This window comes from Micromonospora globispora (assembly GCF_003857015.1).
GTDB lineage: Bacteria > Actinomycetota > Actinomycetes > Mycobacteriales > Micromonosporaceae > Micromonospora > Micromonospora globispora.
Map to the genome: position 1 here is coordinate 1 of NZ_QGGF01000350.1, position 23,202 is coordinate 23,202.

Consider the following 23,202-nt stretch of genomic DNA (forward strand, 5'->3'; position numbering starts at 1 on the left):
GCGCTGAGCCGCGCGGCCGACCGGCCGGCGGCGCCGCGCGGCTCAGCGCGGACGCCACCCTCGCGGACCGACGACCGGGCCCGGGCCCCGCCCGACCGGCCGGGCTGACCCGGCCGACGGGCGGGACGCTGACCACCCGGTGTGCGGCGCTGCTGCATCGTCACACCCCTCCCCCGGAGCTTCGTCGCGTCAGGCCGAACGGTAGCGCGGGAACGCAGCCGCCCCGGCGTACCGCGCCGCGTCCGCCAGCTCCTCCTCGATCCGCAGGAGCTGGTTGTACTTGGCCACCCGGTCCGAGCGGGCCGGGGCGCCGGTCTTGATCTGGCCGCAGCCGGTGGCCACCGCCAGGTCGGCGATGGTGGTGTCCTCGGTCTCGCCGGAGCGGTGGCTCATCATGCACTTGAAGCCGGCCCGGTGGGCCAGGTCCACCGCGTCCAGCGTCTCGGTGAGCGAGCCGATCTGGTTGACCTTCACCAGCACCGCGTTGGCGGCCTTCTCGGTGATGCCGCGGGCGATCCGCTGCGGGTTGGTGACGAAGAGGTCGTCGCCGACGATCTGGATCCGGTCGCCGACCGCCGCGGTCAGGGTGGCCCAGCCGCTCCAGTCGTCCTCGGAGAGCGGGTCCTCGATGGAGACGATGGGGTAGTCACCGATGAGCTTGGTGTAGTAGTTGCTCATCTCCTCGGCGGACTTCGTGCTGCCCTCGAAGGTGTAGCTGCCGTTGTCGAAGAACTCGGTGGCGGCCACGTCCAGGGCGAAGACGATGTCGGCGCCCAGCCGGTAGCCGGCCTTCTCCACCGCCTCGGCGATCAGGTCCAGCGCGGCGGCGTTGGTCGGCAGGTTCGGCGCGAAGCCGCCCTCGTCGCCGAGGCCGGTCGACAGGTCCTTCTTCTTCAGCACCGACTTCAGCGCGTGGTAGACCTCCGCGCCGGACCGCAGCGCCTCGCGGAAGCTGGGCGCGCCGATCGGCGCGATCATGAACTCCTGGATGTCGACGTTGGAGTCGGCGTGCGCGCCACCGTTGAGGATGTTCATCATCGGCACCGGCAGCAGGTGCGCGTTCGGGCCGCCCAGGTAGCGGAAGAGGCTCAGCTCGGCGCTGCCGGCCGCCGCCTTGGCCACCGCCAGCGAGACACCGAGGATCGCGTTGGCGCCCAGCTCGGCCTTGTTGTCCGTACCGTCGAGGTCGAGCATCTTCTGGTCGATCAGCCGCTGCTCGCTGGCCTCGTACCCGATGAGCTGGTCGACGATCTTGTCCTCGATGTTGGCGACCGCCTTCTCGACGCCCTTGCCCTGGTAGCGGTCCTTGTCACCGTCGCGCAGCTCGATCGCCTCGAACGCGCCGGTGGAGGCGCCGGAGGGTACGGCGGCGCGGGCGATCGTGCCGTCGTCGAGCCCGACCTCGACCTCGACCGTCGGGTTGCCCCGCGAGTCCAGAATCTCCCGGGCGACGATTCCCTCGATGGTTGCCACTGAGTCGCTCCTCGTTTGTGTGTTCCGGTCCGGTATGGGCCGCGACGGTGCGGCTGAGGCAGGTGTTGAACGCAGCGTATCGGGCGACGCCCGGTCGCACGTCTCCACCCGGTGTCCCGCCGGTCCGCCGACCCGGTCCCGGATCCACGCCCCGACGGCGGGTGACACGGACATTCCCGGATTAGCGGGCGTCAACCGGCAACGGGTTTGCACGAGGTTGCCCCGATCGACAAGGCTGGGCATCATGCCCGCCGTCTCGACCACCCTCCGCGTGCTCGCCGCCTCGGTCATCGCGTCGCTCACGGTCACCGGATGCCAGGCCCTCGACGACGCCGGACAGGCCCTCGGGCGGGCCGACCTGGTCAACGACCTCGCCGCCTGGATGGACCGGGCGCTGGAGCAGACCTGGATCGCCGACTACCAGCTCGCCGGTGGGCGGGCCGCCTCGATCGCCCAGACGAAGGAACCGCTCCGCTCGGCGTACACCTGGCCGGAGGGCAAGATCACCGTGACCCAGCAGGCGGTCACCCGGTGCGACACGGCCGGCGGGCACGCCTCCTGCACGGTGCTGCCCCCGGTGCTGACCGCCGGCAAGCCGTCGGTCGTCGTCTACACGGAGGTCGGCAAGCACGGCCTGGTCACCCCGCCGGCCGTGATCCGGCTGCTGACCCAGGCCGCCCTCGACCCGGCAGCGACCATCATCCAGAGCGACACGACCCTCGCCGGGCACCACGCCACCTGCGTGGACGTCACCGGGGCGGGTGACCACTTCACCGCCTGCGTCACCACGGAAGGAGTGCTGGGCAGCTTCACCGGCACCCTTGCGGGCAAGCCGGCCGAGCTGGCGCTGACCCGCTACTCGGAGACGGTCGACGCGGCCGCCTTCGACGTGCCGCCCGGGGCGGCCATGGTGGACCGCCGCACCGCCACCTCATGACCGGACCGTCGCCGGGCGGCGTCGGCTCCGGCTTCCTGCCCGGGGCCGATCGCACCGTCACACCCGCAGCAGCCGACATCGCTCTTCCGGTGGCCGGGCGCAAGCTGCTGACCCACCCGGACGCAGGCTTCCCCCGGGTTGCCGACCTGCCCGCCGACACCGCCTGGGTGCCGGTCGGCACGCTCGACGGCGTACCGGCCTGGGCGGTGGAGGTGGCCGATGCCGAGGCGCTGCCGGGCCGCTGGCGCAGCTGGCGAGGGATCGCCGCCGAGCTTCCCGAACCGCTGGCCACGCTGGCCGGGCGGGCGTTGGCGGTGGTCACCTGGCGCCGTACCCACCGGTGGTGCGGGGCCTGCCGGGCGGAACTGGCCGATGTGCCGGGCGAGACGGCCCGGCGCTGCCCCGACTGCGAGCTGTACGTGCCGATGCAGCTCTCCGCCGCCGTCCTGGTCGCGATCACCCGGCCCGGCCGGGCCGGCGGCCCCGACGAGCTGCTGCTGGTCCGGCACGCGTACGGCCCGACCGGGCTCTGGGCCCTGGTCGCCGGCTTCGTCGAGGCCGGCGAGTCGCTGGAGGCGGCCGCCCACCGGGAGGTCAGCGAGGAGGTCGGCCTGGCGATCGACCGGCCGACCTACTTCGGCAGCCAGCCCTGGGCGATGTCCGGGCCGGGCACCCTGCTGGCCGGCTTCACCGCCACCGCCGCCGACCCGCACGCCGAGCCGGTGGTGGACGCGAAGGAGCTGACGCAGGCGCGCTGGTTCCCGCTGGACGCGCTGCCAGCGGAGCTGCCGCCGACGTACTCGATCTCCCGCTGGCTGATCGACGCCGTCGCCGCCCGCGCGCGGTCCTGACCATTCGCGGCGGCCCGGTCTCCACGGCCCGTGCCGAACGCCCCCGACTTCACAATCGGCCCTTCCTTCCTCAGATCCCGGGCCGTACGGCCCTGACCGGCCCGGGCGCTGCGGCGGATGCTGGTCCGGGCGGTGGGCCCGGGGTGTGCAATGGGTGAGGGGGCCCGGTCGGTGGCGGGGACGGCGGGAACGGTGGCGGTGCAGGGGGCGGAGACGGCGCGGGACGAGGGCTGGCTGCCGGTGACCGACGCTGGCGCCCTGCCGGTCGACCGGGTGCTCGCGGCGCTGGGCACCGGTCCGGACGGGCTCGACCCGGACGAGGTGCTCCGGCGGCGGTCCCGCCTCGGTCCGAACGCGGTCCGCACCCACCGCGTCTCCGCGCTCGCCGTGCTGGTGCGCCAGTTCCGCTCCGCGCTGCTGGGTCTGCTGCTGGTCGCCGCAGCCGTTTCCTACTTCGTCGGCGAGCGCACCGACGCCCTGGTGATCGGGGTGATCCTCACCCTGAGCGTCGGCTTCGGCTTCGTCAACGAGTACCGGGCCGAGCGGGCCGGGGCGGCCCTGCACGACCGCGTACGCCACACCGCGCCGGTGCTGCGCCGGGGGCGGACCGAGGTGGTCGACGTGGTCGACCTGGTCCCCGGCGACGTGGTCCGGATCGACCTGGGCACGGTCGTCCCGGCCGACCTGCGGCTGACCGAGACGCACCGGCTGGAGTGCGACGAGTCGGTGCTGACCGGCGAGTCGGTGGCGGTCGCCAAGGACACCGCCCCGGTGCCCGCCGGTACGCCCCTGGACGACCTCGCGTCCTGCGCGCTGATGGGCACCGTGGTCCGGGCCGGTTCGGGCGTGGGCGTGGTGGTGGCCACGGCCGGGCACACCGCGTTCGGCCGGATCGCCGTCGGCCTCGGCGAGCGCCAGGGCGAGACCGAGTTCCAGCGCGGGCTGCGCCGCTTCTCGCTGATGCTGGCCCGGGTGGCGGGCGTGCTGACCGCCGTCATCTTCGTGATCAACCTGGTGCTGCACCGACCGGTGATCGACGCGGTGCTGTTCAGCCTGGCCATCGCGGTGGGGATCACCCCGCAACTGCTCCCCGCCATCGTCACCGCCAGCCTGGCGGCGGGCGCCCGCAGCCTGGCCGCCCGCCGGGTGCTGGTGAAGCGGCTGGTCTGCGTGGAGGACCTGGGCAACGTCGAGGTGCTCTTCACCGACAAGACCGGCACGCTGACCGAGGGCCAAATCAGCCTCACCGAGACGCTCGGCCCGGACGGGCGGCCCACCGGCGGCCCGCTGCTGGCCGGGCTGCTCGCCAACGAGGCCACCGGTGGTGGGGACGGCAACCCGATGGACCGGGCGCTCTGGGCGGCACCCGCGGCGGCGGGTCAGCCCGTCGACGCGTACCGGCGGGTGGCGCTGCTCCCCTTCGACCACCAGCGCCGCCGGGTCAGCGTGCTGCTCGACGGGCCGGACGGACGGACCCTGGTGACCAAGGGCGCGGCCGAGGAGGTCATGGCGATCTGCCACGACGTACCGGAGTCGGCGCGGAAGGCCCTCGACGAGCGGCTGGCCGGCGGCGGCCGGGTGGTCGCGGTGGCCAGCCGCCCCGCCCCCGACCTGACCACGCTGACCCCGGACGACGAGCGGGACCTCTCCTTCGGCGGCCTGCTGGTCTTCCTCGACCCGCCGAAGCCGGACGCCCGGGCGGCCCTGGACCGGCTCGCCGGCCTCGGCGTCCGGGTCAAGGTGATCACCGGGGACCACCCGGCCGTCGCCGTGCGGGTCTGCGACGAGCTGGGCCTGCCGGTCACCGGCGTGCTCACCGGCGCGGAGCTCGGCAAGCTGGACGACGACCGGCTGCCCGCCGCGATCGAGGCGACCACCGTCTTCGCCCGGGTCTCCCCCGAGGACAAGGCCCGGCTGGTCAGGGCGCAGCGCCGCGCCGGGCGGGACGTGGCGTTCCTCGGCGACGGGGTGAACGACGCGCTCGCCCTGCACGCCGCCGACATCGGCATCTCCGTGGACACCGGCACCGACGTGGCCAAGGACGCCGCCGACGTGCTGCTGCTGGAGAAGGACCTCGACGTGCTCGCCGACGGGGTGACCGAGGGTCGGCGGATCTTCGCCAACACCATCAAGTACGTGCTGATGGGCACGTCCAGCAACTTCGGCAACATGTTCAGCGCCGCCGGGGCCTCCGCGTTCCTGCCCTTCCTGCCGATGCTGCCGTCGCAGATCCTGCTGAACAACCTGATCTACGACCTGAGCCAGGTCGCCATCCCCACCGACCGGGTCGACGCCGACCAGCTCGCCCGACCGGCGCACTGGGACCTGCGGGAGATCCGCCGATTCATGCTGACCTTCGGCCCGCTCTCCTCGCTCTTCGACTTCCTCACCTTCGCGCTGCTGCTCAGCGTGCTGAACGCCGGCCCGGTGGAGTTCCGCACCGGCTGGTTCGTGGAGTCCCTCGCCACCCAGACCCTGGTCGTCTTCGCCATCCGTACGCACACCAGCCCGTTCTGGCGCAGCCGGCCCAGCCGGCCCCTGCTGCTGGCCGCGCTGGCCGCGGTCGCGGTGGCCTGGCTGCTGCCGTACCTGCCGGTGGCCGAGCCGCTCGGCTTCCACCCGCTGCCGGCGATCTTCCTGCCCGTGCTGGTGGGCCTGGTGGTGGCGTACCTCGGGCTGGTGGAGGTGACCAAGCGGGCCCTGTTCGCCTCCTCCGACCTGCTCCGCCCGAAAGTACGGCTGCCGGAGGCGGTGGAGCGGCGGCGTACCCACCGCCGTGCGGCCCGGTTCAGCACCCGCTGACGCTCACACCCCGAGCAGGGTGCGCAGGTGGCGCGGCGGCGGGCAGTCGTGGGCGAGCATCGCGTCGTGCCACTCCCGCACCGACACCCCGTCGGGGCGGGCGGCGGCGATGTCGGCGATCTCGCTGTACCCGACGAAGTACGTGGAGAGCTGGGTGGAGGTGAGCAGGGCCCGCCGCCACTTGCCGGCCGCCTCGCCCTCCTCCTGGAAGCCGCGCCCGGTCATCAGCGCCATCGCCTCCGACTCGGGCAGGTCCTCGCAGTGCACGAGCTGGTCGAGCAGCGCGTTGATGGTCATCCGGAGCTGCATCTTGAGCTGCTGCAACCGGACCGGCAGGCCGCCGAAGCCGAGGCCGGCCATCAGCTCCTCGGTGTAGACCGCCCAGCCCTCGACGAACACCCCGGACTCGGTCAGCGCCCGGACCCGGGTGGGGCCGGCGTACCGGCGGGCGTGGGCGAGCTGCAGGAAGTGACCGGGCATCGCCTCGTGCACGGTCAGATTGCGGATCATGTGGTCGTTGTACTCCCGGTAGAACGACTCGACCCGCTGCGCGGGCCAGTCCGCCGGGGTGGGCGCGATGCAGTAGAAGGTCGGCACGTTCGCCGTCTCCAGCGGGCCCGGCGAGTCGCAGTACGCCACCGCCACGCCCCGGGCGAACTCCGGCATCTCCTGGATCACGCACGGGTCGTCCACCAGGGTGATCAGGTCGCGGGCGCGGACGAAGTCGGCCGCCTCGTCCAGCGTGACCGAGGCGAGGTCCACGATGGTGGCGTCGTCGGGGTGCTCGGCGGCGAGCAGGTCCAGGGCCCGGCGTACCGTCTCGTCGGCGGCCCGGCCGCCGACCAGCTCGACGGCCGCCTCGCGGATCTCGGCGGTGACCCGTTCCAGGTTGGCCCAGGCGCGGCGCTGCACCTCCGCGGCGCCCAGCTCGGTGTCGAGGGTGTGCCAGAGCCGCGCCTCCCAGCGGCGCCGGCCCAGCCGCGGGTCCCGCCCCGGCCCGCTGTCGGCGGCCAGGCCCATCCGCAGCCAGGCGACGAACTCCTCCAGCGCCGCGATCGCATCGGTCGCCGCCGGCTCCACCGTGGAGTACAGCCCGGGAACCTCGGCCAGCAGCCGGGGCACCTCGTCGCGGATCAGCGCCGCGGTCCCGGTGAACTGCCCGACCGCCGTCTCGGCGTGGATCCGCGGCATGTCCCGCAGCGTCGCCCGGGCGGTGGCCAGGGCGTCCGGGACGGCGGCCAGCCGCCCGGCCAGGCTCGCCAGGCGCACCTCCGCCGGGGCGAACGGGCGGGCCAGCAGCCCGTGCAGCAGCGGGCCCGGGTTGTGCCGCAGCGGATCCCACTCGTGGGCCCGGATCTCGGTCGCCTCGAACAGCTCCCGGTCGACCAGGGCGCTGAGCAGGGCGTGGTCCACCCGCTCCTCAACGTCCAGCGAGTCCGGGTCCAGCTCGGAGAGCGCGTCGGCGGCCTCCTTCAGCATTCCCTGGTCGGCCGCGACCGCGTCGGCGGAGAGATCCGGCAGCCGGTCGTCGTACCGGTGGTCGCCGGCGGAGGTGGCCAGGCCCGGCCGACTCTCCAACAGTGCTTCGACGATCCGTTCGGCCAGCGGTGCGAAGGGTTCCATGCCGACGACCCTACCGACCCCCGCTCCCCCCGGCGCGCCTTCTGTTGATCATGAAGTTGTTGTCACGACACGCCGCGCCCGATGACAACAACTTCATGATCAAGGCTGCTGATCGGGGGTGGCGCGTTCGGCGGCGCGGACCGCGTCGGCGTAGGCGAGGGTGGCGCGGCGGAGGGCGGCCTCGGGGTCGATGCCGGCCTCGCGGGCGGCGGCGACCGCCGTCAGCAGGCTGGCGCCGAGACGTGCCTCGGGATCCACCTGGGAATCGGCGAGCGGGGGTGGCACCGCGAGGCCGATGCGGCCGGCGCGGTCCAGGATCTTGGCGGCGAGGGCGAGCGCCGGCTGGCTCATCGCGATGCCCTCCAGCACCGACTCGCGGGCCTTCTCGGCGCGCTTGATCCGCTCCCAGCTGGCCTCGATCTCCTCGATCGACCCGAGCTCGGCTCCAGCGAAGACGTGCGGGTTGCGGCGCACCATCTTGTCGACCAGCCCGCCGGCCACGTCGTCGACGGTCCAGCGCTTCCCCTCCGGCAGCTCCTCCGCCAGCCGGGCGTGCAGCAGCACCTGGAGCAGCACGTCACCCAGCTCCTCCCGGAGCGAGTCGGTGTCGTCGGCGCTGATCGCGTCGTACGCCTCGTAGCACTCCTCCAGCAGGAAGCCGGCGAGGCTGCGGTGGGTCTGCGCCCGCTTCCACGGGTCGCCACCGGGCGAGGCCAGCCGGTCCATCACCTCGACCGCGTCCAGCAGCCGGGCGCCCGGCGGGTCCCACGAGCCGTACATCAGCTCCAGCTCGGCCAGGCCGGGCTCGCGGGCCAGCCGCAGCCCCAGCTCCCGGGCCAGCGCCTCGTCGCCGGCCGGGCCGGCCAGCCAGACCGCCGTGCCGTGCGCGGCGGCCGCGTCGAGCAGCGCCTGGGTCGCCCCGTCCGGGACGAGGGTGACCTCGGGGCCCGCCGCGCGGATCGCCGTCGTCAGCTCGCTCTCCGCGCCGGTCAGCACCGGGGCTTCCCGTACGACGTCCCAGGCGGCCGCCGTGAGCAGGCCGGCCGGCAGCCGGGGCGAGGTGACCAGCAGGACGATCCGCGCGATCATGCTCAGGAGGCCGCCGGACCGGTCGAGTCGGTCGCCACCGGCTCCGGGGTGGAGACGTCGGTCACCTGGCCGTTGCCGTCCACGTACGGCAGGTCGTACTGGCGGAAGCCGTTCTGGGTCTGCAGCAGCGCCGGGATCTCCAGCGCCGGGAAGCGCGGGTTGACCGTGACGTCGAGCTTGCGCACCTCGTCCTGCAGCGCCGCGCTCACCGCGGATACCTGCCGGGTGAACGGCGCCTGCTCGAACTGCCGGGCCTGCTCCTCGGCGGACCAGCCGGCCGGAGCCACCCCGGCGTCCACCAGCGCCTTGTAGAGCTTGCCGCGGGAGTCGTCGGTCAGCTCCGCCGGCGGCAGGCCGTGCTCCAGGCCCAGGTAGAGGTCGTACCACTCGGCGGCCAGCTTCGCGTACTCGGTGTTCGGGACGCCCAGCTCCTGGCCGATCTGCTCGACGCTGAGCTGGTCCTGCACCTTGACCTGCTTCTCCTCGGCGATCCGCTTGCCCAGGTCGATGCCGACCAGCAGGTTGAGGATGTCCTGCCGGTTCACGTTCAGCTTCAGCTGCTCGGGGCTCGGTTCGATCCCCCGCTGCTTGGCCTGTTCCCGGACCGACTCCTCGTACGTCGCCTGGGCCTCGTCGTGGATGGCGTCCACCCGGTCGACCGAGTACGTGGTGTCCCCGACGTAGGCGGCCACGTCCGGCGCGGACCGACCGCAGGCGCCGAGGGAGAGGACAGCGAGGGCCGCGACGCTGGCGGCGGCGATGAGACGGCGAGCACGCATGACGGCCACTCTCTCACGCCCCGCTGCTGGCTGTGACGCCGCCCACCACCGTCCGCTCACCGGGCACCGGCCCCGGCCGGCTGCGCCCCCACGGGCTCGCCCAGCACGTCCTTCAGCAGCTGGGCGCACCACTCCAGCAGCGCCTGATCGCGCAGCGGCTCGCCGCCGATCCGGCGGGTGCTCGGCCGGGGCACGCTGACCTGGTCCAGGGCCTGCTTGTAGACCGAGTCCGGGTGGTAGCGCTTGAGCCGGAGCTGCTTGGAGTCGGGCAGCGGCAGCGGGCTGAACCGGATGTGCTTGCCCTGCATCGACACGTCGGTGAGGCCGTACCGGCGGGCGAGCAGCCGGAACCGGGCCACCGCGAGCAGGTTCTGCACCGGGGCGGGCGGCTCGCCGTACCGGTCGGTCATCTCGGCCACCACCTCGCGCAGCCGCTCCTCGTCGCGGGCCTCGGCGAGCTTGCGGTACATCTCCAGGCGCAGCCGCTCCACGGCGACGTAGTCGTGCGGCAGGTGCGCGTCGACCGGCAGGTCGACCTTGACCTCGGCCTCCTCCTCCGGCTGCTCGCCCTTGAACGCGGAGACCGCCTCGCCGACCATCCGGACGTACAGGTCGAACCCGACGCCCTCGATGTGGCCGGACTGCTCGCCGCCGAGCAGGTTGCCCGCGCCCCGGATCTCCAGGTCCTTCATCGCCACGTACATGCCGGCGCCCAGCTCGGTGTGCTGGGCGATGGTGGCCAGCCGCTCGTGCGCGTTCTCGGTGAGCGGCTTGTCCGTCGGGTAGAGGAAGTACGCGTACGCCCGCTCCCGGGCCCGGCCGACCCGGCCGCGGATCTGGTGCAGCTGGGCCAGGCCGAGCAGGTCGGCGCGCTCCACGATGAGGGTGTTGGCGTTCGGGATGTCGATGCCGGACTCCACGATCGTGGTGCAGACCAGGACGTCGAACTCCTTCTCCCAGAAGCCGACCATCACCTTCTCGAGCGCATCCTCGCCCATCTGGCCGTGCGCCACCGCGACCCGCGCCTCGGGCACCAGCTCGCGGATCCGGCGCGCCGCCTTCTCGATCGACTCGACCCGGTTGTGCAGGTAGAAGACCTGCCCGTCGCGGAGCAGCTCCCGGTGGATGGAGGCGGCCACCTGCCGGTCGTCGTACGCCCCGACGAAGGTCAGCACCGGGTGCCGCTCCTCCGGCGGGGTCGCGATGGTGGACATCTCCCGGATGCCGGTGATCGCCATCTCCAGCGTCCGCGGGATCGGGGTGGCCGACATGCTCAGCACGTCGACCGAGGCGCGCAGGGTCTTCAGGTGCTCCTTGTGCTCGACGCCGAAGCGCTGCTCCTCGTCGACGATGACCAGCCCCAGCGACTTGAACCGGGTGGCCGCCTGGAGCAGGCGGTGCGTACCGATGACGATGTCGGCGGTGCCGTCGGCGGCCATCGCGAGGGTCTGCTCGGCCTCCTTCGGCGTCTGGAAGCGGGACAGCTGCTTGATCGTGATCGGGAACTGGCTCATCCGCTCGGCGAACGTGTTGTAGTGCTGCTGCACCAGCAGCGTGGTGGGCACCAGCACCGCGACCTGCTTGCCGTCCTGCACCGCCTTGAACGCCGCCCGGACCGCGATCTCGGTCTTGCCGTACCCGACGTCACCGCAGATCAGCCGGTCCATCGGGACGGTCTGCTCCATGTCCCGCTTGACCTCTTCGATCGCGGCGAGCTGGTCCGGCGTCTCCTGCCAGGGGAAGGCGTCCTCCAGCTCCCGCTGCCACGGGGTGTCCGGACCGAAGTTGTGCCCCTTGGACGCCTTGCGGGCGGCGTAGAGCTGGATGAGCTGCGCGGCGATCTCGCGGACCGCCTTGCGGGCCCGGGCCTTGGACTTCTGCCAGTCCGAGCCGCCCATCTTGTGCAGGGTGGGCTGCTCGCCGCCGACGTACCGGGAGAGCTGGTCGAGCTGGTCGGTGGGGACGAAGAGCCGGTCGCCGGGCTGGCCGCGCTTGCTCGGCGCGTACTCGATGACCAGGTATTCCCGGCTCGCGCCGTTGACCGTGCGCTGGACCAGTTCGACGTACCGGCCGATGCCGTGCTGCTCGTGCACCACGTGGTCGCCGGCCTTGAGCTCCAGCGGGTCGATGGTGTTGCGCCGCCGGCTCGGCATCTTGCGCATGTCCCGGGTCGAGGTGCCCCGGCCGCCGGTGACGTCGTTGCCGGTGAGCAGCACGAACCGGGACGCCTCGTCAACGAAGCCGGAGGTCAGGCAGCCGCAGCTGACCAGCAGCTCGCCGGGGGCGGGCGTGCTCGGCACCTCCTCGGTGAGCCGGGCACCGAGACCCGCGTCGCGGAGCACCTCGACGGCCCGCTGGGCGGGACCGTGCCCCTCGAAGACCAGCGCGATCGACCAGCCCTCGCCGGCCCAGCGCTTGAGGTCGTCGACCACCCGGGCGGTCTCGCCGTGGTAGAGCGGGGCCGGCTGGGCGGCCAGGGTCACCGCGATCGCGTCGTCGGGGGTGACGTCGACCTCGGTCGGGTCGTCCTCCCAGGGCTGCCGGGCCGGCGCGGCCGCCGCCTCGGTCAGGCCGAACGGCGACAGCGTCCACCAGGGCTGGCGGAGGGTGCGGGCGGTGGCGCGTACGTCGGCCAGGGTCTTGAAGGCGGCGGCGCCGAGGTCGACCGGGGCCTGGCCACCGACGGCGGCGGCGGCCCAGCTGGCCTGGAGGAACTCGTCGGAGGTACGGACCAGGTCGTGCGCCCGGGTGCGGATCCGCTCCGGGTCGCAGAGCAGCACGTGGGTACCGGCCGGCATGCAGTCCAGCAGCAGCTCCATCGAGTCGCCACCGATCAGCGCCGGGGCGAGCGACTCCATCCCCTCGACCGGGATGCCCTCGGCCAGCTTGTCCAGGATCTCGGCCAGCTCCGGGTGCGCCTCGGCGAGCGCGGCGACCCGCTTCCGCACCGACGGGGTGAGCAGCAGCTCCCGGCAGGGCGGCGCCCAGAGCTGGGGGACCTGCTCGATGGTGCGCTGGTCGGCGACGGCGAAGGTGCGGATCTCCTCCACCTCGTCGCCCCAGAACTCGACCCGGGACGGGTGCTCGTCGGTGGGCGGGAAGACGTCCAGGATGCCGCCGCGCACGGCGAACTCGCCGCGCTTGGTGACCAGGTCGACCCGGGCGTACGCCATGTCGGTGAGCCGGCGGGCGACCTCCTCCAGGTCCGCCTCGTCGCCGGCGGTGAGCTGCACCGGCTCCAGGTCGCCGAGGCCCTTGAGCTGCGGCTGGAGCACCGACCGGACCGGCGCCACCACCACCCGCAGCGGCCCGGTGCGGCCGTGCGCGTCGGAGGACTCGGGGTGCGCCAGCCGCCGCAGCACCGCCAGCCGCCGCCCGACCGTGTCGGAGCGGGGCGACAGCCGCTCGTGCGGCAGCGTCTCCCAGGAGGGGAAGACCGCCACCTGCTCGGGCGGGAGCAGACTCCCCAGCGCCGCGGCGAGGTCGTCGGCCTCCCGGGTGGTGGCGGTCACCGCGAGCACCGCGCGACCCGCGCCGCCGGCCGATTCGTCGGCCGCGACGGCGGCGACCGCGAACGGGCGCAGCGCGGCCGGGGCCGTGATGTCGAGGCCGTCGACCTGGGCGGCACCGGAGCGCGCCAGGTCACGCGCCCGGGCCAGCCCGGGATCGGCCAGGGCGGCGGAGAAGAGTCCGGTGAGCATCTGTGTCCACTTCCAGAAGATCGACGCACGGCGACGACCCCGCGTCCAGCCGGACGGGGGGTTGCACCGTTCGAGCCTATCCCGCTCCCCGGACATTCCGGGCCCCAGCCGGCCCCGCGCCTGCGCCCCCGATCCGCGCAGATGCACGGAAAGGGTGGCCTTCGGCGCGCGGATGGCCACTCTTTCGGTGAATCAGTGCGGACAGCGTCATGCCGGGAAGGATCTTGACGGGTCGGGGTGGGCGTGGTGCGGTGTCGGCATGGCAGCTGAGTACCGGGCGGTGTTCGACGCGGAGGTCGTCTTCGCCAACGGCGGAGGCCTGCGGACCGAGGGCTTCCGGCTGGACATCCCGGGACCGGAGATCGACGACGCCGGACTGGGCGCGCTCTTCGTCCGGCACCTCGGGCTGCTCATGGTCGCCGAGGTACGGATCACCAACAAGACGATCATCGAAGAGCCGCACAAGGGCGGCCGCGGCGTCGCCACCGACGTCCGGGAACGGCGACTGGTCGAGCTCAGCCACGTGATCACCGACGGGATGGTCACCCTGCCCGGCTGGCCGGCGCCCCGGATCACCGACTGGCTGACCCGGGAGGCGTCCAAGGCGAAGTACGCCCCCGGCACCGAGTTCCACGTGGCGCAGATCGACATGATCGCCAACACCGGCACCTATCTCGACGCCCCGTCACACCGCTGGGCGGGCGGGCCCGACCTCACCGGCATGCCGCTGGACCGGCTCGCCGACCTGCCCGGGATCGTGGTCCGGGTGCCGGCCGGCACCCGGGCGGTGGACCGCCTCATGCTGGCCCCGTACGAGGTGACCGGCCGGGCGGTGCTGCTGCACACCGGCTGGGACGCGCATTTCGGCACCGACCGGTACGCCGGCCCGGACGCGCCCCACCTCACCGAGGACGGCGCGCGGTGGCTGGTGGAGGCGGGGGCGGCCCTGGTCGGCATCGACTCGATCAACATCGACGACATGACCCCGGCCGCGGCGGGCGAGCGTCCGGCGCACAGCACCCTGCTCGCCGCCGGTCTCCCGATCGTGGAGCACCTGACCGGCCTGGCCGCCCTGCCGCCCGACGGCTTCCGCTTCACCGCCGCGCCGCCGAGGGTGGCCGGCATGGGCACCTTCCCGGTCCGCGCCTTCGCCGTCGTCGACTGACCCCTGCCAGGACTCAGGCTGCCCGGATGGAGTCCGGACCGAGCTGGCGCACCAGCCGCTGAGACAGATGGGCAAGGGAGCGGGACTGGGCCAGGTCGATCGGCCAGCTCTCGACGTCACATCCGGCGGAGAGTTCCAGCAACAGGCCGGATGGCGGTGTTGGACCGACGTCCATCTGCCACAGACCGATCCTGACCTGGATCACCTCGTCACCTCGGTTGGCCGTGCCGATGAGGCGGGACCGGTGCAGATCATTCGGCCCGACGCAGTCCGGGCCGCGCAGGCACCAGGGCGGATGGACGGCGTTCGGTAGGTTGCTCATGGGCCGGGGTCCTTTCCCGGTCAAGGCCCGGGAGCGGAGTGCCACCTCCACCCCGGGCCGCCTTGTAGTTGAGGGGACCTGCCACAGTCACCTCGCTGCAACCTACGACTACCTGTCATGCCAGGTCAATACCTGCCACCACATTTCATTGACGGTCCGCCGGCACACGTGATCACATGGCATTACCTGCCACGGAAGTCAACCCATGCCTGCGTACACGAAGAAGCAACGCCTCATCGACACCCTGACTCAGCGCATCGAGTCCGGCGAATACCCGCCCGGCGCGAAGCTGCCCTCTGGCACCGAACTCTGCGCCGAGTTCGACGTGTCCCGCCAGGTGGTGCGCTCGGCCATCGACTGGCTCAAGGCGCGCGGGCTCGTCGAGGGCGCACCGGGCGCCGGCGTCTTCGTCCGGACTCAGGACCGCGAGTAACAGCCACCGCCCAGAGGGTGGAGAGGGTCGGCTATGGGTGTCACCCGACCGCGATAACACCCATGGCGTTCCACTCACCGTGATGGCGCCCGGTCAGAAGCCTGGTTGGCCGGGGTCGACCACGGTCGGCCCGCGTCACGGCGGCATGGCGGTCAGTAGCGGACCGAGATGCGGCGCTCGACCGCGTCGACCCGGATCTCACCGCCGTACGGGATGATCAGCTGCGGGTCGGTGTGGCCGAGGTCCACGTCGAAGACCACCACCGGGTCGTCCGCGTACTCGGCCAGCGCCCGGGTGACCGCCGCCCGCTGCTCCTCGGCGTACGCCCGTCGCTCGTCGACGGTGTGCGGCCGTTCGAAGTCCCACGCCTTGGCCCGGCCGACGAGCACTGCCGGAAAACCGGCGAGAAGGCCACGCTCCCCCATGTTGCGCAGGATCCGGTAGACCTCGGTGGCCGACGGCAACTCCTCCGAAGTCTCGATGATCAGCACCTCGCCCGCGTGCTCCCCGGCCGCGCCGACCCGGTCGGCGGCCAGCAGCCAGTGCAGGATCTCCAGGTTGCCGCCCCAGGTCCGCCCCTGGACCACGGTCGCCGGCCCCTGCCAGTGCCACCCCGTGGCCGGGAACATCGGCGGCTCGGCCGCGAGCGAGGACGGGTCACGCCAGTCGTTCGGCTCGTCGCCCCACTCCGTGGCGGGTGCCAGGTCGTACCAGCCGGAGGTGAAGAGGGCGGCGCGCAGCGAGTCGAAGGTGAGCGGGTGCGGCTTGCCCGGCCGCCGAGGTGCACCAGCACCGACCCGCCGTGGTACGCCACGATCCCCAGCCGGTACAGGTGGTTGAGGACGTTGGTGTTGTCCGAGTAGCCGTAGTACGGCTTCGGGTTGGCCCGCAGCACCTCGTCGTCGAGGTGCGGAGTGACGGTGATCAGGTCGTCGCCGCCGACGGTGGCGAGCACCGCGGTGATCGTCGGGTCGGCGAAGGCGGCGGTGAGGTCCCGGGCCCGGTCGCGCGGGTCCGCGCCCATCACCCGGGTGGTCGGATACTCGACCGGCTCCAGGCCGAGCTCCTCGCGCAGCCGGCGCAGCCCCAGCTCGTGCACGTGCGGGAAGAGACCCGACAGGCCCGCGGAGGGCGAGACGATCGCGACCCGGTCTCCCGGTCGCGGCTTCGTCGGATAGCTCAGCGACGTCATGCCCCGGACGCTACCGACCCCCCGGCCAGCCGATTTTCAGACCGTCTGCCCGACCTCGATCAGGTGCCCGTCCGGGTCGCGCAGGTAGCAGCGGATCTCCGCGCCGCGGTCCTGCGGCGGGGTCAGGAAGACCCCGCCACGGGCGCTCCACTCGGCGTACACGGCCTGGATGTCGGCCACCCGGATGTTCAGGAACGCGCTGGTCCGGTGCGGGTCGGGCGGCGTCTCGAGAATCACGTCCGGTTTGTCCTCGGTGGGGCCGCCGCCGACGTTGATGATCACCCAGCTGTTGGCCAGCCGGACCATCGAGGGTTCACCCTCCCGCACCACCGTCCCGCCGAGGACGTCGCGGTAGAAGGCCGCCGACCGGGCCACGTCGGCGGCCACCACGAAGTGGGTGAGCAGGATGCCCTCGGCGGGGATCGGCAGGTCGTCGCGCGGCATGCTGCCAGCCTGGCACCGTCGGTGGCGCAGGGCGGCGAAACCGCACAACCCGGGCGAGGCATCGCCCTAGGCTGGCCCCGTGGACCAGGAGGCGGGACCCGCGCTGCGCGACTGGCTGCCGCGTACCGCGGCGCTGCTGGTCGGCACGCTGGCCCTGGCCACCGCCTTCATCGCGGCCTACGTGGGGGCGTTGCACCAGCCCACCCCACGCGACGTGCCGGTCGGGGTGGTCCTCGGCGACCAGCGCGGCCAGGCGGTGATGGCCGCCGTGCGCGCCCGGACCGACAAGATCAAACCCATCGAGTACGACAACCCGGACGCCGCCGAGGACGGCCTGACCGCCCGCGAGGTGTACGGGGTGCTCACCTCCGGACCGGACAACGGGTTGCGCCTCACCACGGCCAGCGCCGCCTCACCGGCCGCCGCCGAACTGGTCACCCAAATTCTCACCCAGGCCGCCCAGCAGGCCGGTCTGCCCATCCAGGTCAGCGACGCGGTGCCGGTGGAGCGGACCGACCGGCGCGGTCTGGTCCCGTTCTACCTCGCGGTCGGCTACGTCCTCGGCGGCTACCTCGCCTCCACGGCGTTGGGGCTCCAGACCGGCACCGCGCCGGTGAACCTGCGCCGCGCCGGGCTGCGGATCGCCACGCTCGCCGTCTACTCGGTCGTGCTCGGGATCGTCGGCGCGGCCATCGTCGGCCCGGTCCTCGACGTCTGGCACCACGACGTGCCGGCCGTCGCGGCGGTCGGCGCGCTGGCCGTCCTCTCCGCCGCGCTGGTGGCCTCCGCCATCCAGGCGTGGCTCGGCCTGCTCGGCACCGGCATCGTGATCCTGCTGCTGGTGGTGCTCGGCAACCCCGGCTCCGGCGGCATCTACGCACCGGAATTCCTACCCGACTGGCTGCGCGGCATGCACCGCTGGAACGTGACGGGCCTGGCCACCGACCTGATCAAGTCGGCGGTCTACTTCGACCGACGGTCCGTGGGCTGGTCGCTGTCCGGGCTCGCCGTATGGACCGTGCTCGGGGCACTTGGGCTGGTCACCGGGACGATCTTTCATGCCCACCGGCGGGCCGTCCGCGCCGGTCAGGCCGCCACCGTCCGCCCGGAGCCGCCGGCCGAAGCCCTTCCGGACACCTGACCCGACCACCGGGGGTCCCCGTGCCACGGAAAGGGATCACACGGGGCCCCTCCTTACACCGGGGGCCGCGCGGATACGATCCAGGGAGTCGGACAGCGCTGTCCTTCGTACTCACGTAAGGAGCGCATCGTGACCGACCAGCACGACCACGACGGCCCGGACGCCGCGCTGCGGGCCGACATCCGCCGCCTCGGCACGCTGCTCGGGCAGACCCTCGCCCGGCAGGAGGGCCGCCCGCTGCTCGACCTGGTCGAGGAGATCCGCGCGCAGGTCCGCTCCGACGCCCCGGCCGCCGCGCAGCGCCTCGGTGGCCTCGACGTCACCACCGGCACCAAGCTGGCCCGGGCCTTCTCCACCTACTTCCACCTGGCCAACATCACCGAGCAGGTGCACCGCGCCCGGGACCTGCGCCGCCGCCGGGCCGTCCAGGGTGGCTGGCTGGACGGGGCGGCCAAGATGATCGCCGAGCGGGGGGTGCCGGCCGAGGAGATCGCCGCCGCGGCCCGCCGGCTGGCGGTACGCCCGGTCTTCACCGCCCACCCGACCGAGGCGGCCCGCCGCTCGATCCTGTCCAAGCTCCGCGCGATCGCCGACGAGCTGGACACCGAGACCGCCAACGCCATCCTCTACGGGGCCAGCGACGAGGGGCCGGCCAACCGGCGCCTGGCCGAGCTGCTGGACCTGATGTGGCAGACCGACGAGCTGCGGCTGGACCGGCCGGACCCGACCGACGAGGCCCGCAACGCCATCTACTACCTGCGCGACCTGTACGCCGAGGCCGCCCCGCAGGTCCTCGACGACCTCGCCGACACGCTGCGCACCCTGGGCGTGGAGACCTCCCCGACCGCCCGCCCGCTGACCTTCGGCACCTGGATCGGCGGCGACCGGGACGGCAACCCGTTCGTCACCCCGGCGGTCACCCGGGAGGTGCTGCGGATCCAGCACGAGCACGGCATCGCCGCCACCGAGAAGGCGATGGACCAGCTCATCAACGAGGTGTCCGTCTCCCGCCGGCTGCGCGCGGTGTCGCTGGACCTCTCCGCGAGCCTCGCCGCCGACCTGGACGCGCTGCCCGAGGTGGCGCCCCGGTTCCGCCGGGTCAACGCCGAGGAGCCGTACCGGCTCAAGGCCCGGTGCGTGAAGGCGAAGCTGGCCAACACCCGGGAGCGGCTGCGCAACGGCACCCCGCACATGCCGGGGCGGGACTACCGCGGCTCCGCCGAGCTGATCGCCGACCTGGAGCTGCTGCGCGCCTCGCTGGCCCGCAACTCGGGGCAGCTCACCGCCGTCGGCCGACTCGCCTCGACCATCCGTACCGTCTCCGCGTTCGGGCTGCACCTGGCGACCATGGACGTCCGGGAGCACGCCGAGGCGCACCACGCGGTGCTCGCCCAGCTCTACGCGGCCGTCGGCGAGGTGTCGGACTACCCGTCGCTGACCCGGCTGGAGCGGACCAAGCTCCTCGCCGACGAGCTGGCCGGCCGCCGACCCCTCTCCACCCTGGACAGCCCGCTCACCGAGACCGCGCAGAAGACGTTCGACGTGTTCGGGGCGATCCGCGAGACACAGGACCGGTTCGGCAACGAGGTGATCGAGTCGTACATCATCTCGATGACCCTCGGCGTGGACGACGTGCTCGCCGCGGTGGTGCTGGCCCGCGAGGCCGGCCTGGTGGACGTGTATAGCGGCCGGGCCCGGATCGGCTTCGTGCCGCTGCTGGAGACCCCGGGCGAGCTGAACGCCGGCGGCGAACTGCTGGACGAGCTGCTGTCGCTGCCCGCGTACCGGGCGCTGGTGGCGGCCCGGGGCGACGTGCAGGAGGTGATGCTGGGGTACTCCGACTCCAACAAGGAGGCCGGCATCACCACCAGCCAGTGGTCGATCCACCGGGCGCAGCGGGCGCTGCGCGACGTGGCCGCCCGGCACGGGGTGCACCTGCGGCTCTTCCACGGCCGGGGCGGCACGGTCGGGCGGGGTGGCGGCCCCACCCACGACGCGATCCTGGCCCAGCCGTACGGCACCCTGGACGGCGCGATCAAGGTGACCGAGCAGGGCGAGGTCATCTCCGACAAGTACACGCTGCCGGCGCTGGCCCGGGAGAACCTGGAGCTGACGGTGGCCGCGGTGCTCCAGGCGACGCTGCTGCACACCGCGCCCCGGCAGCCGGCCGAGCAGCTGGAACGCTGGGACGCCACCATGGACGCGGTCTCCGAGGCGGCGTTCCGGTCGTACCGGTCGCTGGTCGAGGATCCCGACCTGCCGGCGTACTTCTGGGCCTCCACCCCGACCGAGCTGCTCGGCGCGCTGAACATCGGCTCCCGGCCGGCGAAGCGGCCGAACACCGGCGCCGGCCTGGCCGGCCTGCGGGCCATCCCGTGGGTGTTCGGCTGGACGCAGACCCGGCAGATCGTGCCGGGCTGGTTCGGCGTCGGCTCCGGGCTGGCCGCCGCACGGGCCGCCGGGCTGGAGGATGTGCTCGCCGAGATGCATCGCAACTGGCACTTCTTCCGCACGTTCCTGTCGAACGTCGAGATGATGCTGACCAAGACCGACCTGGCCATCGCCCGGCGGTACGTGGAGAGCCTGGTCCCGAAGAAGCTGCACCCGATCTTCGACAAGATCGAGCAGGAGTACGAGCTGACCAAGCAGGAGGTGCTGGCGGTGACCGCCTCGCCCGCCCTGCTGGAGAACTCGCCGGTGCTGCAGCGCACCCTCGCGGTGCGGGACACCTACCTGGAGCCGCTGCACCACCTCCAGGTGGCGCTGCTGCGGCAGTACCGGGACTCCGGCGCCGCGGGCCGGGCGGTGGCGACGGCGCCGGGCGGCCGCCGGGCCCCGAACGACGGTACGGCCCTGGAGCGGGCGCTGCTGACCACCGTCAACGGCATCGCCGCCGGCATGCGCAACACGGGCTGACCCACGGGCACGAGGAACGGCCCCGGTCGCGTCGACCGGGGCCGTTCCCGTGTGCCGTTCAGGGGGCGGTCAGAAGTCGCCGCCGCCGAAGTCGCCCCCACCGAAGTCACCGCCGCCGAAGCCGCCGTAGTCCCCGCCGCCGTAGTCACCGCCCCCGCCGGAGAAGTCACCGGCGTAGTCGGCACCGCCCTGGTCCCCGGCGAACTGGTCGCCGCCGTAGTCCCCGCCCTGGTCGCCGCCCTGGTCGGCGCCCTGGTCGGCGCCCTGGTCCTGGCCGTCGTCGAAGCCGTCGTTGAAGCCTTCCTGGTAGCCGGCCTCGTATCCGTATCCCGGGTCGGCGAAGGCCGGCGAGAAGAGCGCGTCGGCGATCAGCATGCCGCCGAGCACGCCGGCGCCGGTGCCCAGCGCGGTCTTCCACCACGGCGTCGAGTACCAGCCGGCCGGGACGGGGCGACCCTGCCAGTTGCCGCCCGGGTAGTAGTAGGGCGTCCGGTTGCCCGGCTGCGGGCCGGCCCGGAAGGTCTGCCCCTGCACGTTGACCTCGCGCTCCTTGGTGAGCATGCCGGCGCCCCGGGCGGCGGCCAGCGGCGGCAGATCGGGGCCGGGGTCGATGCCCATCGCCGTCCGGGCCGCCCGGATGTAGGCCAGCCCCTCCAGCGCGGTCTCCCGGGCCAGCGCGAACTGGTGCGGGGTGCGCGCCTGCTCGAGCTGCGAACCGGCGGCGTTGTAGCGCTCACCCGCGTCGGCCAGCGCCTGGCGTACCGCCGGCGCGTCCCCGTGCAGGTTCATCAGCTGGCCGCCGAGGCGCTCGTACCAGCGCTGCGCCTCCGCGCGGGCGTCGGCCAGCTCGGTGGCCTTCCGGGACCTGCTCCCCCACCGCCAGAACACGTACGCACCTCCGAGCATCAGGACCAGGACGACCCACAGGGCAACTTTCATGTCCTCGAACGTACCCACCGGGCGCACGTCGTACCCGTTTGGCAAGCTCTCTGCCATGGACTTCGCGACGCTGGCCGTGGTGGTGCTCTGCCTCGCCGCGGGCGGCGCGGTGGGCTGGCTCGCCGCCCGGGCCCGCACGGCGGCCGAGATCGCCCGGCTGGAGGCGACCCTGGCGGCCACCCGGGAGGGTGAGGGCCGGCTGGAGCAGTCGATGCGGGCCCTCAGCTACGAGGCGACCGCCCAGTCCCAGGAGGCGGTCGCCCGGGCGGTGGCCCCGCTGCACGACACCCTCCGGCGGTACGAGCAGCGGGTGACCGAGCTGGAGCGCGACCGGGTCGACGCGTACGCCGAGCTGCGCGAGCAGGTCCGGGCGATGAGCACGGTCTCCGGCGAGCTGCGCACCGAGACCAAGCAACTGGTCGCCGCGCTGCGCGCGCCGCAGGTGCGCGGCCGGTGGGGCGAGCACCAGCTCCGCCGGATCGTCGAGGCGGCCGGCCTGCTGGAGCACTGCGACTTCAACGAGCAGGTCACCGCCGCCACCGATCACCAGGGCGTCCGTCCCGACCTGGTGGTCCGGCTGCACGGCGGCCGGTCGGTGGTGGTCGACGCCAAGGCGCCCTTCGACGCGTACTTGACGGCGATGGAGGCGCGTGACGAGCGGGGGCGGGACAGCCACCTCGACGCGCACGCGAAGCACCTGCGGGCGCACGTGGACGCGCTCGCCGCCAAGTCCTACTGGGCGGCCTTCGACTCCACCCCGGAGTTCGTGGTGCTCTTCGTCCCGGCCGATCCGTTCCTGGACGTGGCCCTGCAGCGGGACCCGACCCTGCTGGAGCACGCGTTCGCCCGCAACGTGGTGCTGGCGACGCCGGCCACGCTGGTGGCGCTGCTGCGCACGGTGGCCTACTCGTGGCGGCAGGAGGTGCTGGCCCGCAACGCGGCCGCGGTGCACTCCCTGGCCCGCGAGCTGTACGGCCGACTGTCCACCCTGGGCGACCACGTCGGCAAGCTGGGTGCCTCGCTCGGTGGGGCGGTCACCGCGTACAACCGGGCGGTCGGGTCGCTGGAGGCGCGCGTCCTGGTCAGCGCCCGGAAGCTGGCCGAGCTGGGCGTCTCGGACCACGAGCTGGCCACCCCGGCGCAGGTGGAGGTGGCGCCGCGGCAGCCGCAGGCGCCGGAGCTCGCCGAGGATGACGCGTTACCGCGCTGACCCGATCCGAGGGAGACATCGTCCGAACGGTGGACCGAGCGCAACGATCGACGTGCCGTAATACCTGAGCACTGGTTGTCACGCTGCAACCATTCAGGGCATTGTGACAGCGTTGCTCGGCCCACGACACAACGAGGTCACAACTCGCAACGCAGCAGTGACTGTCGCCCGCCGATCATCGAAGA

Annotated in this window: 16 protein-coding genes and 1 pseudogene; 8 read left to right on the forward strand and 9 right to left on the reverse strand. The window is 73.1% G+C overall.

Features of this window, described 5'->3' with window-relative positions:
* Positions 1-189: 189 nt before the first annotated feature.
* Entirely contained in the window at positions 190-1,473 is a 1,284-nt protein-coding gene (gene eno / locus DKL51_RS17140; protein ID WP_109966336.1) for a phosphopyruvate hydratase, read from the reverse strand.
* A 244-nt stretch (positions 1,474-1,717) separates the two neighbouring features.
* Here eno and DKL51_RS17145 point away from each other — a divergent pair, with 244 nt between their 5' ends.
* From DKL51_RS17145 to mgtA, 3 genes are all read left to right on the forward strand, one after another.
* Positions 1,718-2,410 (forward strand): hypothetical protein, encoded by a 693-nt coding sequence (locus DKL51_RS17145; RefSeq protein WP_124812261.1) that lies wholly within the window; start codon positions 1,718-1,720, stop codon positions 2,408-2,410.
* The gene (nudC, locus tag DKL51_RS17150) at positions 2,407-3,261 is read left to right on the forward strand and encodes an NAD(+) diphosphatase (protein ID WP_109945577.1); all 855 of its coding nucleotides are present in this window, start codon (positions 2,407-2,409) and stop codon (positions 3,259-3,261) included. The genes DKL51_RS17145 and nudC overlap by 4 nt, the downstream gene beginning before the upstream one ends.
* Positions 3,262-3,411: 150 nt before the next feature.
* Entirely contained in the window at positions 3,412-6,063 is a 2,652-nt protein-coding gene (gene mgtA, locus DKL51_RS17155) for a magnesium-translocating P-type ATPase (protein ID WP_124812262.1), read from the forward strand.
* A 3-nt stretch (positions 6,064-6,066) separates the two neighbouring features.
* Here mgtA and DKL51_RS17160 read toward each other — a convergent pair whose 3' ends face one another.
* From DKL51_RS17160 to mfd, 4 genes are all read right to left on the reverse strand, one after another.
* Positions 6,067-7,686: a DUF885 domain-containing protein gene (locus DKL51_RS17160; RefSeq protein WP_109945699.1), complete on the reverse strand. Its 1,620-nt coding sequence runs from the start codon at positions 7,684-7,686 to the stop codon at positions 6,067-6,069.
* A 99-nt stretch (positions 7,687-7,785) separates the two neighbouring features.
* Positions 7,786-8,775 carry a nucleoside triphosphate pyrophosphohydrolase gene (locus tag DKL51_RS17165; RefSeq protein WP_109945700.1) on the reverse strand — a complete coding sequence of 330 codons (990 nt, stop codon included), beginning with the start codon at positions 8,773-8,775 and terminating at the stop codon, positions 7,786-7,788.
* Positions 8,776-8,777: 2 nt separating this feature from the next.
* Entirely contained in the window at positions 8,778-9,554 is a 777-nt protein-coding gene (locus DKL51_RS17170; RefSeq protein WP_109945724.1) for a hypothetical protein, read from the reverse strand.
* 56 nt (positions 9,555-9,610) lie between these two features.
* Positions 9,611-13,255, reverse strand: a complete 3,645-nt coding sequence (mfd, locus tag DKL51_RS17175) for a transcription-repair coupling factor (RefSeq protein ID WP_109945701.1) — start codon at positions 13,253-13,255, stop codon at positions 9,611-9,613.
* 259 nt (positions 13,256-13,514) lie between these two features.
* Here mfd and DKL51_RS17180 point away from each other — a divergent pair, with 259 nt between their 5' ends.
* Positions 13,515-14,420: a cyclase family protein gene (locus DKL51_RS17180; protein ID WP_109945702.1), complete on the forward strand. Its 906-nt coding sequence runs from the start codon at positions 13,515-13,517 to the stop codon at positions 14,418-14,420.
* Between the two features lie 13 nt (positions 14,421-14,433).
* Here the strand turns inward: DKL51_RS17180 and DKL51_RS17185 are convergent, their stop codons facing one another.
* The gene (locus DKL51_RS17185) at positions 14,434-14,742 is read right to left on the reverse strand and encodes a hypothetical protein (protein ID WP_109945703.1); all 309 of its coding nucleotides are present in this window, start codon (positions 14,740-14,742) and stop codon (positions 14,434-14,436) included.
* Positions 14,743-14,947: 205 nt separating this feature from the next.
* On the opposite strand from DKL51_RS17185, the gene DKL51_RS17190 reads away from it, so the two are divergent.
* Entirely contained in the window at positions 14,948-15,175 is a 228-nt protein-coding gene (locus DKL51_RS17190) for a winged helix-turn-helix domain-containing protein (RefSeq protein ID WP_109945704.1), read from the forward strand.
* 152 nt (positions 15,176-15,327) lie between these two features.
* On the opposite strand, the pseudogene DKL51_RS17195 reads toward DKL51_RS17190, so the two are convergent.
* Both DKL51_RS17195 and DKL51_RS17200 read right to left on the reverse strand, forming a co-directional pair.
* Positions 15,328-16,367 (reverse strand): annotated as a pseudogene (locus DKL51_RS17195) (S66 family peptidase).
* Positions 16,368-16,403: 36 nt separating this feature from the next.
* A complete protein-coding gene (locus tag DKL51_RS17200; protein ID WP_109945705.1) occupies positions 16,404-16,811 on the reverse strand; it encodes a VOC family protein in 408 nt (135 codons plus the stop codon).
* 79 nt (positions 16,812-16,890) lie between these two features.
* Between DKL51_RS17200 and DKL51_RS17205 the strand changes: the two genes are divergently transcribed.
* Positions 16,891-17,952: a hypothetical protein gene (locus DKL51_RS17205; RefSeq protein WP_109945706.1), complete on the forward strand. Its 1,062-nt coding sequence runs from the start codon at positions 16,891-16,893 to the stop codon at positions 17,950-17,952.
* Between the two features lie 129 nt (positions 17,953-18,081).
* Entirely contained in the window at positions 18,082-20,868 is a 2,787-nt protein-coding gene (ppc, locus tag DKL51_RS17210; RefSeq protein ID WP_109945707.1) for a phosphoenolpyruvate carboxylase, read from the forward strand.
* 69 nt (positions 20,869-20,937) lie between these two features.
* On the opposite strand, the gene DKL51_RS17215 is transcribed toward ppc, so the two are convergent.
* A complete protein-coding gene (locus tag DKL51_RS17215; protein WP_109945725.1) occupies positions 20,938-21,807 on the reverse strand; it encodes a DUF2076 domain-containing protein in 870 nt (289 codons plus the stop codon).
* Positions 21,808-21,862: 55 nt separating this feature from the next.
* On the opposite strand from DKL51_RS17215, the gene DKL51_RS17220 reads away from it, so the two are divergent.
* Positions 21,863-23,017 (forward strand): DNA recombination protein RmuC, encoded by a 1,155-nt coding sequence (locus tag DKL51_RS17220; RefSeq protein WP_109945708.1) that lies wholly within the window; start codon positions 21,863-21,865, stop codon positions 23,015-23,017.
* Positions 23,018-23,202 lie beyond the last annotated feature (185 nt).